The sequence below is a fragment of the Streptomyces sp. NPDC102283 genome (assembly GCF_044766265.1).
In the GTDB taxonomy this organism is placed as follows: domain Bacteria; phylum Actinomycetota; class Actinomycetes; order Streptomycetales; family Streptomycetaceae; genus Streptomyces.
In genome coordinates, this window is the sequence record NZ_JBIWLQ010000014.1 from 58,684 (window position 1) to 73,185 (window position 14,502).

Sequence of the window (14,502 nt, forward strand, 5' to 3'; positions counted from 1 at the left end):
GGTCGGTGACCCGGGGAGTCGGCGGAGGAGTCTTCCGCTTCTCCCGCACCACTCAAAGGCGCTATACGACCAGTCGTCGATGGCGAACTTCCGCGTGAAGGAGCCAGGGTGTACGAGCTGGTGCTCCGAGTGAACGTGGGATCCACGGCGTCCGCCGAACACAGGGATCGCCAGGTGAGCAGTCTTCACCGGGATCTGAAGGCGATGGGTCTGTTGCGTGTGGAGCGCAAGCAGGCTCTCGCGCCGGAGGGCTCGATGGCCTCCGCCGGATACGAGTTGGGCGTCCTCGTCGTCACCGGCGCCTTCTCCGCGGCGGCGCTCAAGGCGATCAGCAACGTGTTGGTGGCTTTCGTCCAGCGTTCCAAGCCCCGTTCCTAGATTGGGAGTTCAGGGGCGACGAGGGCGCGTTCCGAGCCCTGTCCGCGAAGGACCAGAGCAGGCTGGTCTAGGTCGTGGCGACGCGGTTCGCGGCCGGCGGCACGGGGGAGTCGGGAGGACCCTGATGGCGGGACGCCGAATCGCGCTGCTGGTCGCGACTGACGGGTACGTGGACCCCGGCCTCAACCAGCTCCGGTCGCCCGTGCGCGGCGCGGGCGAACTGGAAGGCCTGCTCAAGGACGAATCAGGAGGCCTCCGGCTCCGCCGAAGCGAGGCAGGCGCTGGCCGAGACGACCCGGCGTATGCGGAGACTCTGGGTCGGAGCGCTGCCGGACACCGCCGCGACATCCAGGGCCGCAGTGGAGTTCACCGGACTCTTCGGTATCACTGACCCCGAGCGGTTCGACGCCCCCCGGGCCTGGCAGGGCCGACAGCCGGAGGGCACGCTGCGGGTACCGATCGGCCTGACCGAAACGGGAGAACCTTCCGCGCTCGACCTGAAGGACGCGTCGCAGGGCGGGATAGGCCCCCACGGTCTCTGCATCGGCACCGCAGGTTCCGGACGGTCCGAACTTCTGCGCACCCTGATCCTGGGCCTCGCCGTCACGCACTCCCCGGACGAACTGAACTTCCTCCTGATCGACCACGAAGGCACCGCCGCCTTCGACGGGCTGCGAAACCTTCCCCACGCCTCGGGCCTCATCACCGGTCTCTCCCGCGATCCGACACATGTGAAACGGATGATGGACGCCATCAGTGGCGAGCTGTCAGGCGTCAGGAGTTGCTCCGCTCCTCTGGTGGCTATGCCACGCTCCGCGCCTACGACGGGGCACGTGCGGCCGGGGCACCACTGGAGCCCCTTCCCTCCTTGCTGATCGTCGTCGACGGTTTCACCGAACTCCTCGACGTCCGGCGGGATCTGATGGACGCCTTCGTCATGCTCGGCCGCGTCGGGCGCTCGCTGGGCGTACACCTGCTGCTGTCCTCACAGCACCTGGAGGAAGGCAAGCTACGCCGCCTGGAAACCTACCTCTTGTACCGCATCGTCCTGCGCACGCTCTCGGCAGCGGAATCCCGCACGGTGATAGGCGTCCCGGACGCCTATCACCTGCCGGCGCTCCCCGGATCCGCCTATCTCATCTACGACAGTGCCGGGTTGACGCAGTTTCGAGCCGCATACGCATCGGCTCCCCGACCGCCCGGAGATGGCGAGCCCTCCGGCGACGCCGTCCTCGCCGACAGTCTGCTGGACACCCTCGTACGCCGGGTCGAGGGTCAGGGGCCGCTCGCACGCCCCGTATGGCTTCCTCCGTTGGACGACGCGCCGACCCTGGACGCGCTGCTTCCGGAGTTGACCGTCACTCCGGAGCGCGGGCTGCACGCGCCCGTGAACACGGAACCCGGCAGCTTGCGGGTACCGGTGGGGCTGTCCGACAGACCCTTCGAACTACGCCGGGAGACACAGTGGCTCGACTTCTCGGGCACGCACGGACACCATCTGGTCGTCGGCGCGCCGCAGTCGGGAAAGTCGACGCTGCTCCGGACCGTGATCTGTGCGCTCGCCTTGACCCACACTCCGTCCGAAGTGCAGCTTTACTGCCTTGATTTCAACGCCGGATCGCTTCAGGAACTGAAGAACCTGCCTCACGTGGGAGATGTGACCACGCGCCTCGACCCCGAGCGGGTCCGGCGCACGGTCGCCGATGTCGTCGCCGTGTACTCCGCCCGCCAGACACGCTTCCCGAGAAGTTCGACCGTTCAGACTCCGGCATCGCGCTGGGCATCGAAGGAACGGACCTGACCCCGTTCAGTACCGACTTCGCGCAGGAGCCGCACCTCGTCGTCATCGGAGAGAGTGGGTCCGGAAAGACATCGCTGCTACGACTGCTCACCCGGAGAGTCAGCGAGCGGTACACACCGACAGAAGCCCGGTTGATCATCGTGGACTACCGGCGGCCCCTGCTGGGCAGCGTGGGAAGGGACTACCTGGCCGAATATCTGCCGAGCGGTGCGAAACTGCCGACCCAGATGAACGCCCTTGCCGAGGCCTTGGCGCGCCGCTTGCCCGGCCCCGACGTCACCTCGGAACAGCTGCGCTCGAGAAGCTGGTACACGGGCTTCGACATCTTCCTCGTCGTGGACGACTACGAACTCGTCTCGACAGCCTCAGGCAGCCCCTTCACTCCCATCCTCGACTACCTCCCGCTGGCGGGCGACATCGGACTACGCCTGGTGCTCTGCCGCAATTCAGCAGGAGCCGCCCGTGCGATGTACGAACCCGTCCTCAGCGCCTGCGGGAGTTGGGCACGAGCGCGCTGACGCTCTCCTGCGACCGAGGGGAGGGTCCCCTGTTCGGTTCGGCGACTCCCGTCGGCCAGCCGCCGGGCCGTGCCGTGCTGACCACCTGGCGGCGGCCGGAGCAGCGGGTCCAACTGGCCCGATCTGCCACCTCCCGCACCCGACTGACCGGAGCTAGCCGATCTCCACCACCCGCGCCCACGCCGGCGGCCGGCGAGGGACGTAGTCCGGGTTGTCCTCGTCCCAGGAGCGGCGCCGGTGGTCCCTCGGGAACAGGCCGATGACCGTTCGGCAGGCCGGTTGCGCGGTCGGCCAGGGTGTCTGTCCGTCGGTCAGGATCACGATGGCGTCCGGGCGGGGATGGGACCGCAGCGCCTTGGCGAAGCCCGTACGGAGATCCGTGCCGCCACCTCCCACCAGCGGGATGCCCTCGGCCTGGCACAGCGGGTGGACGACCCTGGTCGCCGCGTCGCAGGCGAGGACGGTGACCAGGTCGCGGCGGCCGCCCACCGCGCGGGAGATGGCGGCGACCTCCAGGAGTGCGCTGCCCAGTTCGGCGTCGCTGACCGAACCGGAGGTGTCGATGACGACGGAGACCCGGGGCGGTCTGCGGCGGAGGCTCGGCAGGACGACGCCGGGCAGTCCGGTGGAGCGTCGCGACGGGCGGCCGTAGGTGTAGTCCTCCCCCGCGCCGGGCCCCGAGGCGGCCGAGCGTACGGCGGCGCCCAGCAGGTCCCGCCAGGGCTGCGGCGGGTGGAACGCCTCCTCCGCCCACCGCTTCCACCCCTTCGAGGCGTTCCCCGGCCGGCCCGTGATGCCCTGCGCCACCCTGAAGCGGACCGCGTCCTGTTCCTGCGCGCTCAGCCCGTTCGCGCCGTCGGGCCCGAGCTCCCATTCCCTCTCCAGTCCGTCGGCGCCGCTTCCGCAGTCCAGCCAGGCGAGGTCCTGGGTGCGGGAGCCTAGGCGGAACTGGTACAGGTAGTCCTCCATGAGCTCGCCGGGCTGAAGGTGCAGCGTCGACGGGTAGACCGCGCCCTTCGGGGCGGCCAGGCCGTCGCCGTACACGTCGTCGTTGATCTCGCAGTCGGCGGCGATGTTCATCCGCAGCCGCTCCCCCGGCCCGGTCAGCCCGCGCTGCCGGGCGACCCGGTCGCTACGGCCGTGGTGGTCGCGCAACAGGTGCGACACCTCGTGGACCCACACCCCGGCCAACTCCTCGACGGGGGTACGGGCCACGAAGGACGGCGAGACGTAAGCCCGCCAGTACCGGTCGACGGCCATGGTCGGGACCAGCCGTGACTCCACGGTGTGCAGGGCGAACAGCGCGGTCGCCAGGTAGGGGCGGACCCGGGCTGCCTGGAGGCGGGCGGCGAAGAGTTTGCCCAGGTCGAGCGCGCTCGGCGCGTCCGTCGTCGTCATCGGCCCGCCGTCGTCTTCGTCTTCGCCTTCGCCGTGACCCGGGCGGCGGCCCGGTCCGCGCGCCCGGACAGGGACACGACGCCCGCGAGCTGTTCGATGGAGGCCGGTACGTCCCAGTCCTCCTGGCGCAGCGAGGCGAGGGTCGTCGCCGGGACGACCACCAGATCCGGGGCTCCGTCCTCCAGCGCCCTCACGAGCAGCGCCCACGCCGCGTCCCAACGGGCCCTGTCCGGGCGGGTACGGACCGCCGCGACGACCCCGTCCAGCGCGGCCTGCCGGAGATCGCCACGCTCGGGGAGGACGGCGCCCGCCGGGTCGGCGAGGAGGTCCTCGGGGTCCGGAAGGTCCATCCGGTCCAGGCTTGCCAGCAGTTCAAGACCCGGGCCGTCCCCGACCGTTCCCCGGACCAGCAGGGACAGCACGTCCCGGGACGACCCGGCGGCCGTCGCGAAGGCGATCAGGTTCAGCGTCATGTCCCAGCTGCGCGGCGAGGGCCACGGGCCGCCCCGGCGAGTCTCCGTCGTGGGCAGCCGGTGGACGAGCGTGGGGCGGGCCGAAAGGAGCCCGCACACCGCGCGCCGGGCGAAGTCCACCGCCTCGGGCAGCCTGTCGGGGTCGAGGCGGGGCAGGGTCGCGCGCGGCCAGGTGCCGGCGAGGCCGCGTACGACGACCTCGTGGTCGTGGGTCCACTGGAGGTGGACGAAGCGGTTGGCGAGCGGCGGGCTCAGCTCCCAGCTGTCGGCCGCCGAGGAGCGCGGGTTGGCGGCGGCCACGATCCGTACGCCGGGCGGGAGTTGCAGCGCCCCGATCCGCCGTTCCAGTACGAGGCGCAGGAGCGCGGCCTGAACGGCGGGCGGTGCGGTGGAGAGCTCGTCGAGGAACAGCAGCCCGCGCCCGGCCCGTACGAGGCGAACGGCCCAGTCCGGCGGGGCCATCGGCACACCCTGTTCGGCGGGGTCGTCGCCGACGATGGGCAGTCCGGAGAAGTCGGACGGCTCGTGCACGCTGGCGATGACCGTGGTGAGCGGCAGATCCAGGGAGGCGGCGAGCTGGGTGAGCGCCGCGGTCTTGCCGATCCCCGGCTCACCCCACAGCAGCACGGGCAGGTCGGCGGAGACCGCCAGGGTCAGCGCCTCCAGTTGGATGTCGGGGCGCGGCTCGGTGGTGGTGTCGCGGAGCAGGCTCATCAGCGTTTCGGCGACGGCGAGTTGGGAGGTGGGGGCGGAGTCCGTGGGCACGGGTGCGGGTGCGTGTGCGGGCGCGGCGGACGGGGTGTTCATGAGCATGAGTGATCACCTGAGGGTATGAGAGAGGGCGAATGGGCAGGGGTGGGTGCGGGGTTGGGCCAGGACGGTCACGGCGCGGGAGCCGACAGGACCGGCAGCCCCGGGGTCAGCCGACGGCTGTGTGACGCGGGCGTCGGGCCCGACGAGGGCGGGGGTCGACGGGTCGGCGGACGTCGGAGCGGTGACGGACGGGTCCGGGACCGAGCAGATCGGCCCGGAACAGTCCGTAGGTGATCCGCCGTTGCGCGGCAGCCTCCAGCTCGTCCCGCAGAGGACCGTCGCGCAGCAACGCCCCAGGGCCGAGCAGCCCCTCGACGACGGCCAGCGCACCGGCGATGTCCCCGTGGTCGAGGCGTTCCCGCACACCGGTGAGGCAGTCCGGCCGCCGGTGCGCCTCGTCGATGGCCTGGAGGCAGGGCAGCGGAGTACCGGTCAGGGCGACCAGCAGTTCTTCGCGGCGGACCTCGGCCGGATCGTGGTCCAGCGGGGCGAGGGCCCCTTCGACGAGGCCGATCCGGTGCTGCTCTCCCCGGCATTCCACGAGGCGCGACGCTCCCGCCCGGTCACCGCCGCCCGGACGAGCCGATGTCGGATCAGGCGGCGGCAGGTCCGGAACGAGGGCCCGCGCGACCAGCGGGTGCAGCTGACCGGCCTCGATCTCCCCGGTTCGGAGCAGGTCGAGGTCGGGCAGCACCCAGGTGGCCGCGTCCGGCAGCACCGGTGGAGTGGACGCGCCCGGGTCCGGGGCCGCCTCCGCGACCCGCGCGACAGGCGTCCCCCGACCGTCCGCGCCGGCCTCCAGTCGCAGGAGAAGCCGACGTCGGCCGCCCAGCCGCACGCTGACCGCTCCGCCCGGCCCCTGCCCCTCGGCGCGGAGCAGGATCGCCGCCTCCGCCGCCCAGCGGTCGACGGCGCAGCGTCGGTCCGGCGGGACGGCGGCCCACCACCCCGGGTCGACGGCCTCGGCGGCACGGGCGGACGGCAGGTCGTCGAGGCCGCAACGGATCCGTAGCTCATCGGCCGTGCGCGCATCCCACAGGTGGCGGTGCAGGTCGAGGCGGAAGCGCCGGTTCGGACGCGGGTGAGGGTGGCGGCGGGCGCCCGGTTCGGTGTGCGACCCGTCCCACAGTGCGAGGCTGATCCGCTGCCCGGCGTCCGCCCAGGCGGGCGGGGTCCGGACGACCAGGTGCAGGGGGCCCGGGGCGTCACGCTCCGGTGGGTCGTAGCGGGCCAGTTCGATCGTCAGCCCCGGGCGCAGCAGGCCGTGCGGGGCGATCCTCGGCATGTGCCAGCGCAGCAGGTCGGGAGCCAGATGGCGGAGGTCCGCCCGGATGCGGGCGGTGAGTTCCGGGCCATGGCTGCGCACCACGGACCGGAGGCGAAAATCGATGTCGACGCCTGCTGCGGCGCACGCTCCTGCCCAGTCCCCGGCCTCACGGCGGGCGGTCGCGGTCTCGATCATCGGGGCCGGCACGGCGAACTCGCGCACGCGCGGCCAGAAGGACGGGGAGGAGAGAGGAGACGGGTAGGAATCCCGGTTCGCGGTCGAAGTGAGCATCAGCACTCACCTTGCGCGGACGGGTCCCCCCATCTGTTCAGGGAGAGAGTCATCGCGGGGAGCCTAGCTCCGGTCACCGAGATCTGCCAGGACTTTCTTCTCCGACCGTGCGCCTCCCGCAGCCGACAGGGCGGCCGCACCGCCCTGAGCAGTACTAACGAGCCACTCCATTGACCGGAACAAGACGGCTCGTCCCTCGCCCCGTGCCGCCGGTGGACCTGGCACACTCCCACCGGCGAGACTCGTCCCCAACCACGTCGTGGTCGGCCCCGTGCACGTCGACCGCATCCGCACAAGCCCGGGGGAACGGTGTCACAACAGGCGATCGCCGGTCGGTACGAACTGCTGGAGGGGCTCGACAGCGGCGGCATGGGGGATGTGTGGCGCGGCTACGACGCCGTGCTCGACCGGCCTGTCGCGGTGAAGCTGATCCGGCAGCAGGCCGTGCTCGGCTCGCCGCAGTTGGCCGAGGAGTTCGCGAAGCGCTTCCGTCGCGAGGCGCGCATCACCGCGAAGATCAGGCATCCCGGGGTACCCCAGGTGTACGACGCGGTGCTGGACGACTCGTACGAGCGGCTGTACCTGGTCATGGAGCTGGTCGACGGGGTGGCGCTGTCCTCGTACATCCGCCCAAAACGTCCGCTGCCGGTCAGCTGGGCGGTCGCCGTCGCCGCGCAGGTCGCCACCGTGCTGTCGTACGCGCACGAGGTTCCGGTCATCCACCGCGACCTGAAGCCGGGCAACATCCTGGTCGCCCGGGACGGGACCGTGAAGGTCCTGGACTTCGGGATCGCGGCGATCCTGCGGAGCGACGTCACCAAGCTGACCGCCACCGGCACCCCGATCGGGACCTACCAGTACATGGCGCCGGAGCAGGTACGGGGCGGGCGCACCAGTACGCAGACCGACCTGTACGCCCTCGGCTGCATCCTCCACGAACTCCTCTGCGGAAGCCTGCTCTTCACGGGTGGCAGTGAGTACGTGGTGATGTCCCAGCACGTCAACGCGGCGCCCACCCCGCTGCGGGCGCTGCGCCCCGACGTGCCCGCCGAGCTTGAGGACCTCGTGCTGCGTCTGCTGCTCAAGGCGCCGGAGTCCCGGCCCGCCGATGTGCAGGAGGTGTACGAGCGGTTGCGTCCCTTCCTGCCGCCGCCCGGTCACCAGCCCTTGACCGGTGAGGCTCACTGGGGCGGTGCGCCCGACCCGACCGGGATCTTCCGGAATCCGTACGCACCGCGGGCCCGCGCCGGTGAGGGCGACCGCCCTGCGCCGACGGCCGTGAGCCCGGGCGTCGCAGCCGCCGGGCCCGTCCCCGTACCGGAACAGCTTCGCGCGGAGATCGAGGAGGCCTACCAGCACTCCGACGCCCTGCTGGAGGAGGAGCGGTACGCCCAGGCCGCCGAAGTGCTCGGAGAGATGATCGGACCCGCTGCCCGCGCTCTCGGGGAGGAGAGCCGGAAGGTGCTGGACCTGCGGCGGCAGCGCGCCGCGATCCAGCTGCTCGGCGGGGACTTCCGGGCCGCGCTGCCCGAGTTCGAAGCTCTTGCCGACGCCTATGGGCGGACCGGCGGGCCCACCGGGGAGCGGGCCCGCGGCTGCCGTGCGCAGGCAGCCCGGTGTCGGGGCGAGCTCGGGCAGGTGACCGACGCGCTGGCCTCGCTGCGCGGTGTCCTGGAGGTCGTCCGGGCCGTGGACGGAGACGTGAGCGACGAGGCGGTCGAGCTCCGTCGCGACATCGGGATGCTGCTGCTCGCCCAGGGGCTGGCGTCCGAGGCCGCGCGGATCCTGGCTCCCCTGTACGACGATCTGTGTCTGGTGTTCGGCTCCGACGACGAGATGACGGAGGAGGTCGCCGAGGCGCTGGCCCTGATACGTCTCGACCTCGACGGCCCGACGGGCTGAGTACCCGCTCTGCTGTCGTTCGCCCCTCTGCCCCACCCGTTCGCTCCGTTCCGCCCGCACCTCGGGAGAGTCCACCCATGCCCCACCTCGCGTTCGACATCGGCTTCTGTTCCCAGCTCGCCAAGCTTCAAGGGACGGTCAAACAAGGGGTGTTCGACGCCTGGGAGAAGTTCGAACGACTCACGCTCGACCAGTTGTTCAAGGACCCGGGGCTGAAGCTGGAGTCGCTGAAGCGCGCCCGCGATCCACACATCCGCACCATCCGCATCGACCAGGGGACGCGGGGTGTCGTGCTCGCGCCCGCCAGCGGTGACACGTACGTGCTGCTCCGGGTGATGCCGCACGACAAGGCGATCGACTGGGCGATCAAGCAGAAGGCGAGCATCAACACCGTCACCCGGGCGGTGGAGATCCGGGACATCGCCATGCTGGACGAGCTCACGCCCGCCTACGAGCGGATCGCGCCCGCTGCCGATCAGCGGCTGTTCGCGGAGGTGTCCGACGGAGACCTCGCGGCGCTGGGCATCGACGCGACGACGCTGCGTCAGGCCCGTGCGCTGACCGATGCGGAGCAGCTGGAGGTCTTCGCCCCCTACTTCCCGCAGGACCAGCGAGAGGTGCTGGAGTACCTGGCGGCGGGGTTCAGTGTGGAGGAGGTGTGGCGGGACGTCGTCTCCGTCAGCCTCGCCCAGGTCTCGCCGGGTGACGCTCCGGTGGACACGGACGACTTCGCCACGGCCATCCACCGCACCCGTACCCGCATCGCGCTGGTGACCGCCTCCGAGGAGTTGCGGGACATCCTGGACAAGCCGTTCGCGGCCTGGCGGGTGTTTCTCCACCCCTCCCAGCACCGGATCGCCTACCGGGCTTCGTACTCCGGCCCCGCCCAGGTCACCGGCGGCCCGGGCACCGGGAAGACTGTTGTCGCGCTGCACCGGGTGCGGCACCTGCTGGGACACCTGCGCGACGGCGACCGCATCCTGCTGACCACGTACACGAACGCGCTCGTGGCCGCGTTGCGCAACGGACTGGCCACCCTGGTGGAGGACGAGGCCCTGCGCGACCGCGTCGACATCATGACCGTCGACGCGTTCGCGGGGCGTGTCGTGTCCACGTCGCGACGCCCGCTGCGCGGCAGCGAGGAGGAGACGCGGTGGGGGCAGGCCGCGCGGGCGACCGGATTCTCGGGGACTGGGCTGTTCCTGGCCCAGGAGCACAAGCACGTCGTCCTGGCACAGAATCTGCGCACCCCGGAGGGGTACGAGAGCTGCGAGCGACGGGGTCGCGGCAGCGCCCTGCCCATCACCTCGCGCGCGCTGGTGTGGCGCACGATCCAGGAGTTCACCGACCGGCTGACAGCCGACGGACTGCGCACCTATCTCGGTACCTGTGCGGAGGCGGCGGATCTGCTGGAGTCCGGTGGCCCGCGCTACCGGCACGTCGTCGTGGACGAGGCGCAGGATCTTCATCCTGTGCAGTGGCGGCTGCTGCGGGCTGCCGCCCCGTCCCGGCCGGACGACCTGTTCATCGCGGGCGACCCGCACCAACGGATCTACGACTCGAAGGTCTCGCTCAAGGCCGTCGGGGTGAGGGTCGCCGGGCGCTCGACGAAGATGCGCAAGAACTATCGCTCCACGCACGAGATCCTCAGCTGGTCGACGGCGCTGCTCGTCGGGCGGCCGTTCGAACAGCTGGCCGACGACGCACGGACCGAGACCCTGCTGGGCTACCGCTCGTCCCTGCACGGCACACGGCCCGAGATGCTCGGAGCCGCGTCGGAGGCAGCCGAACTGGACGGACTGGTGGAGCGGGTGCGCGGCTGGCTCGCCAGCGGAATCGCCGCAGGCGAGATCGGGGTCAGCGCCCGGTTCAACAAGAACGGCGACAAGGCGGTGGAGCGGCTCCGGCAGGCCGGCATTCCCGCGGCCCGTCTGCGGGGCGACACGGCCGCGGAGGCGGACGCCGTCCAGGTCGGCACCATGCATGCCTTCAAGGGGCTGGAGTTCCGGTGTGTCGCGGTCATCGGCGCGAGCGCCGGCGCCCTCCCGTTCGCCAAGGCGGTGACACCGGTCGAGGTCGACCGCCTTCAGCACGCCGCCGACCTGCTGGCGGAACGCTGCCTGCTCTTCGTGGCATGCACGCGGGCACGGGACGACCTGTACGTGTCGTGGACCGGGGAACCCAGCACCTTCCTGGTGGAGGCCGGGGTGTGAGCGGCGGCCGTGCCGGATCACCATCCCGACAGTCCCGGCGGCCCCCTCAACCTCCTCGGTAACAGACCGTCTTCCACTGCGCACCATGCGTAGCTAGGCTCCGTCTGACGCGACCCGGGGGGAATATGTCAGAAGGGCATTACGGTTGGCTTCTGGCCGCCGTAGCGGAGTTCGGCCGTCAGTCGAAGACCAAGTTGTCCGGTGGCGGCGGCAGCGAGGAAGCCGCGATCCGTGGACCGCTCGAGAATCTGCTGCGGGCGGTCGGCGAACGGCACGATCAGCACGAGGTCACCTGGCACGACGAGTACCGCATCGCCGACCTCGGTGTCCGCCCCGACTACGCCGTCCGGTCCGGCGGCGACCTGACGGGCTATATCGAGCTCAAGAAGCCCGCGCTGTCAGTGGATCCGGACACCTTCAACAAGGCGAATCGCGCACAGTGGGAGAAGCTCCGGAACCTGCCCAACCTGCTCTACTCCAACGGAACGGAGTGGCGTCTGTTCCGCGACGGGCGCCAGCTGGGTGATCCGGTGTACTTCAAGGGCGCGCTCCGGAACGCGGGAGACAGACTGGTCCCGACCGATCCCGCGGCCTTCGACGCCTTGTTGAGGGTGTTCCTCAACTGGAAGCCACCGCATATCTCCAACGTGTCCCGCTTGGTCCAACATCTTGCGCCGTTGTGCAGGCTTCTGCGATCAGCCGTGCTGGAACAGCTCTACGTAGAGGCCAAGTCACCGGCCTCCGACGACGACCTACGCGCCAGGCCGTTCACCGGGCTCAAGAACGAGTGGCGGCGGCTGCTCTTCCCCTCCGCCGACGACGCCACCTTCGCCGACGGCTACGCCCAGGCAGTCACGTTCGCTCTGCTTCTCGCCCGCTCGGAGGACCTCCTCCTGGAAGACGTCGGACTGCATGATGTCGGCCGTGGCCTCAACGCGGATCACGCGCTCATGGGCCGGGCACTCCAGCTCCTCACCGACAACGTCAACGAGCGTTTCAGTGTGACGCTCGATCTCCTGCAGCGGACGATCGCCAAGGTGGACTGGCCTGCGATCAGAGCCGGAAACCGGGACGCCTACCTCCATCTCTACGAACACTTCCTCACCGTGTACGATCCCGCGCTGCGGCAGCGGAGCGGCTCGTACTACACACCGCATCAGGTGGTGGAGGAGATGGTTCGTCTCACGGAGGACGTGCTGCGCACCCGCCTCGCGCAGCAAGCCGGTTTCGGTGAGGAGGACGTACGCATCGTGGACCCGGCCATGGGCACAGGGACGTATCTGCACACCATCATCGACCGGGTGGCCGAGCAAGCTGCGGACCGATCCGGCCCGGCCATGGCCGCTGACGCCATATCGCGCCTCGCCACACGACTCTGTGGCTTCGAGCTGCAGATGGGGCCCTACGCCGTGGCCGAGCTGCGGACGTCGGACCTGCTGAAACGCCACGGATCAGCGCTGCCGGATGGCGGCCTGAGCCTCTTCGTCACCGACACCCTCGACAACCCCTTCGTCGAGGAGGAATACCTGTCCTACGACGCGTTGGCCGCATCCCGGCGCCACGCCAACAGGATCAAGGCCAGCACGCCGGTCAATGTGGTCATCGGCAACCCGCCCTACGACGACAAGGCCGAGAACCGCGGCGGCTGGGTGGAGAAGCATGATCACGGCCAGGACGCGCCGCTGCTGGACGGCTTCCGGCTGTCGGGCAACGGCCGCTACGAACACGTGCTCAAGAACATGTACGTCTACTTCTGGCGCTGGGCCACGTGGAAGGTGTTCGACGCGCACCAGGACGACCGGCATGGCGTCGTCTGCTTCATCACCCCGTCCGGGTGGACCACGGGCCCGGGCGGGCGGGGCATGCGGAGCTATCTGCGCCGAACCTGCGACGAGGGCTGGGTCATCAACCTCTCGCCCGAAGGACACCGCGCCGACGTCGCCACCCGCGTCTTCCCCGGCGTCGCCCAGCCCCTCGCCATCTGCGTCTTCGTCCGCAGAGCCGGGGAAGCGGCGGGGAGGGACGTCCGTGAGGCGCGGGTGCACTACCGTGCCGTGGCCGGCAGTCGCGACGAGAAGTTCCGGCAGCTGCGCGATATCCGGCTGGACGACGACGGGTGGAAGGACACTCACTCCCGGGGAGAGCTTCCGTTCACGCCGCTGACCCAGTCGAGTTGGCAGGACTTCCCGCCGTTGAGCGAACTTCTCCCCTGGGGCAGCCTGGGAATCACCGCCAACCGATCCTGGGTCAGCAGTCCGTCGGCGGTGACTCTGCAACGCCGATGGGCCATGCTTGTGCGCGAGCCGGACCCGGCAGCCAAGTCCGTCCTGTTCAAGGAGACCGGCGACCGCGACTTGGGCAGCAGAAGGAAACCGTTGCCCGGATTACCCGCCCACCCCCACGCGGTCGACTACGAACCCGACACTCGGCCGGATCTGGCGTGCGTCTCCCTGCGCAGCTTCGACCGGCAGTGGCTGATCGCGGACAACCGTGTACTCGACCGCCCTCGGCCCGATCTCTGGGCATCAGTTCAACCGGATCAGCTCTTCCTCAACCAGCAGTCGTCCCACGAGATCGACTCGGGCCCGGCGGTCGTGGCCACCCACCTCATACCCGACACTCACCACTTCAACGGCCGCGGCGGCCGCGTGATGCCGCTCCTGCACCCCGACGGTACGCCCAACGTCCCGGCGGGCCTGCTGCCCCATCTCTCGCGCAGTACGGGCGCGGGGCCGGTGAGCGCGGCAGACCTGGCCGCCTACATCGTCGCCGTCACCGCGCACAGCGCCTTTACGGAGCACTTCGCGGAGGAGCTGCTCACCCCGGGCATACGTCTGCCACTGACCCGGGACGCGGCACTGTGGCGCCGGGCGACGGCGCTCGGGGCCGAGATCCTGTGGGCGTCGACGTACGGAGAGCGGTGCGCCGACCTGGGGGCCGGCCGCTCTCTCGGCGACGTCCGGTTTCCCTCGGGGGATCCGCGGCAGGTCCGCTACGAGACCAACGTCGGCCGCGACGTCCCGGACCGTATCCGGTACGAGGCGGAGACCCGGACGCTGCACGTGGGCGACGGCACGTTCGCTCCCGTGCCCGAGGCCGTCTGGACCTACCACGTGGGCGGCATGAGGATCGTGAACAAGTGGTTCGGCTACCGGAAGGCGAAGCCGACCAGCAAGAGGACGAGCCCGTTGGACGATCTGCACGTGGAGAGCTGGCCGACCGAATGGACGGAAGAGTTGCTCGACCTTCTCTCCGTACTGCGCCGTCTCACCGATCTGGTCTCGGCTCAAGAAGACCTTCTCGCCGAGGTTCTGGCGGGGCCCGTCTCCACCCGCGACGAACTGACCTCGGCCGGTGTACTCCTCGGGCGGGAGAGCGACCGCAAGCCGCGTCATCGCCCTGCCGACACCCTCTTCACCGACCTGGGCAGCGGGTAGCCCCGCCGTGA

10 protein-coding genes are annotated in these 14,502 nt (G+C 70.5%); 7 read left to right on the plus strand and 3 right to left on the minus strand.

The features are described from left to right. Nucleotides 1-174 precede the first annotated feature (174 nt). The 4 genes from ACIRJT_RS25895 to ACIRJT_RS25910 all read left to right on the plus strand — a co-directional run bounded on the left by ACIRJT_RS25895 (nt 175) and on the right by ACIRJT_RS25910 (nt 2,697). The gene (locus tag ACIRJT_RS25895; protein ID WP_403913315.1) at nt 175-378 is read left to right on the plus strand and encodes a hypothetical protein; all 204 of its coding nucleotides are present in this window, start codon (nt 175-177) and stop codon (nt 376-378) included. A gap of 302 nt (nt 379-680) precedes the next feature. Then, entirely contained in the window at nt 681-1,253 is a 573-nt protein-coding gene (locus tag ACIRJT_RS25900; RefSeq protein ID WP_403913317.1) for an FtsK/SpoIIIE domain-containing protein, read from the plus strand. Then, nucleotides 1,247-2,179, plus strand: a complete 933-nt coding sequence (locus tag ACIRJT_RS25905; RefSeq protein WP_403913319.1) for an FtsK/SpoIIIE domain-containing protein — start codon at nt 1,247-1,249, stop codon at nt 2,177-2,179. Before ACIRJT_RS25900 ends, ACIRJT_RS25905 begins: the two co-directional genes overlap by 7 nt. Next, entirely contained in the window at nt 2,176-2,697 is a 522-nt protein-coding gene (locus ACIRJT_RS25910) for an AAA family ATPase (RefSeq protein WP_403913651.1), read from the plus strand. The genes ACIRJT_RS25905 and ACIRJT_RS25910 overlap by 4 nt, the downstream gene beginning before the upstream one ends. Nucleotides 2,698-2,850: 153 nt before the next feature. On the opposite strand, the gene ACIRJT_RS25915 is transcribed toward ACIRJT_RS25910, so the two are convergent. The 3 genes from ACIRJT_RS25915 to ACIRJT_RS25925 all read right to left on the minus strand — a co-directional run bounded on the left by ACIRJT_RS25915 (nt 2,851) and on the right by ACIRJT_RS25925 (nt 6,939). Next, a complete protein-coding gene (locus tag ACIRJT_RS25915) occupies nt 2,851-4,095 on the minus strand; it encodes a VWA-like domain-containing protein (protein ID WP_403913322.1) in 1,245 nt (414 codons plus the stop codon). Further along, complete coding sequence (locus ACIRJT_RS25920) at nt 4,092-5,381, minus strand: AAA family ATPase (protein WP_403913324.1); 1,290 nt, start codon at nt 5,379-5,381, stop codon at nt 4,092-4,094. The genes ACIRJT_RS25915 and ACIRJT_RS25920 overlap by 4 nt, the downstream gene beginning before the upstream one ends. A 106-nt stretch (nt 5,382-5,487) precedes the next feature. Beyond that, nucleotides 5,488-6,939, minus strand: a complete 1,452-nt coding sequence (locus tag ACIRJT_RS25925; protein ID WP_403913326.1) for a hypothetical protein — start codon at nt 6,937-6,939, stop codon at nt 5,488-5,490. 309 nt (nt 6,940-7,248) lie between these two features. Here ACIRJT_RS25925 and ACIRJT_RS25930 point away from each other — a divergent pair, with 309 nt between their 5' ends. The 3 genes from ACIRJT_RS25930 (at nt 7,249) to ACIRJT_RS25940 (ending at nt 14,491) form a co-directional block, all read left to right on the plus strand. Next, nucleotides 7,249-8,841: a protein kinase gene (locus tag ACIRJT_RS25930; protein WP_403913328.1), complete on the plus strand. Its 1,593-nt coding sequence runs from the start codon at nt 7,249-7,251 to the stop codon at nt 8,839-8,841. A 77-nt stretch (nt 8,842-8,918) separates the two neighbouring features. Beyond that, nucleotides 8,919-11,054 (plus strand): UvrD-helicase domain-containing protein, encoded by a 2,136-nt coding sequence (locus ACIRJT_RS25935; protein ID WP_403913330.1) that lies wholly within the window; start codon nt 8,919-8,921, stop codon nt 11,052-11,054. Nucleotides 11,055-11,179: 125 nt separating this feature from the next. Then, nucleotides 11,180-14,491 (plus strand): type ISP restriction/modification enzyme, encoded by a 3,312-nt coding sequence (locus tag ACIRJT_RS25940; RefSeq protein WP_403913337.1) that lies wholly within the window; start codon nt 11,180-11,182, stop codon nt 14,489-14,491. Nucleotides 14,492-14,502 lie beyond the last annotated feature (11 nt).

Bases quoted from the DNA above. Each gene is read 5' to 3' on its own strand.
- ACIRJT_RS25900 (WP_403913317.1), top strand. From the start codon at position 681: ATGCGGAGACTCTGGGTCGGAGCGCTGCCGGACACCGCCGCGACATCC.
- ACIRJT_RS25915 (WP_403913322.1), bottom strand. From the start codon at position 4,095: ATGACGACGACGGACGCGCCGAGCGCGCTCGACCTGGGCAAACTCTTC.
- ACIRJT_RS25920 (WP_403913324.1), bottom strand. From the start codon at position 5,381: ATGCTCATGAACACCCCGTCCGCCGCGCCCGCACACGCACCCGCACCC.
- ACIRJT_RS25925 (WP_403913326.1), bottom strand. From the start codon at position 6,939: ATGCTCACTTCGACCGCGAACCGGGATTCCTACCCGTCTCCTCTCTCC.
- ACIRJT_RS25935 (WP_403913330.1), top strand. From the start codon at position 8,919: ATGCCCCACCTCGCGTTCGACATCGGCTTCTGTTCCCAGCTCGCCAAG.
- ACIRJT_RS25940 (WP_403913337.1), top strand. From the start codon at position 11,180: ATGTCAGAAGGGCATTACGGTTGGCTTCTGGCCGCCGTAGCGGAGTTC.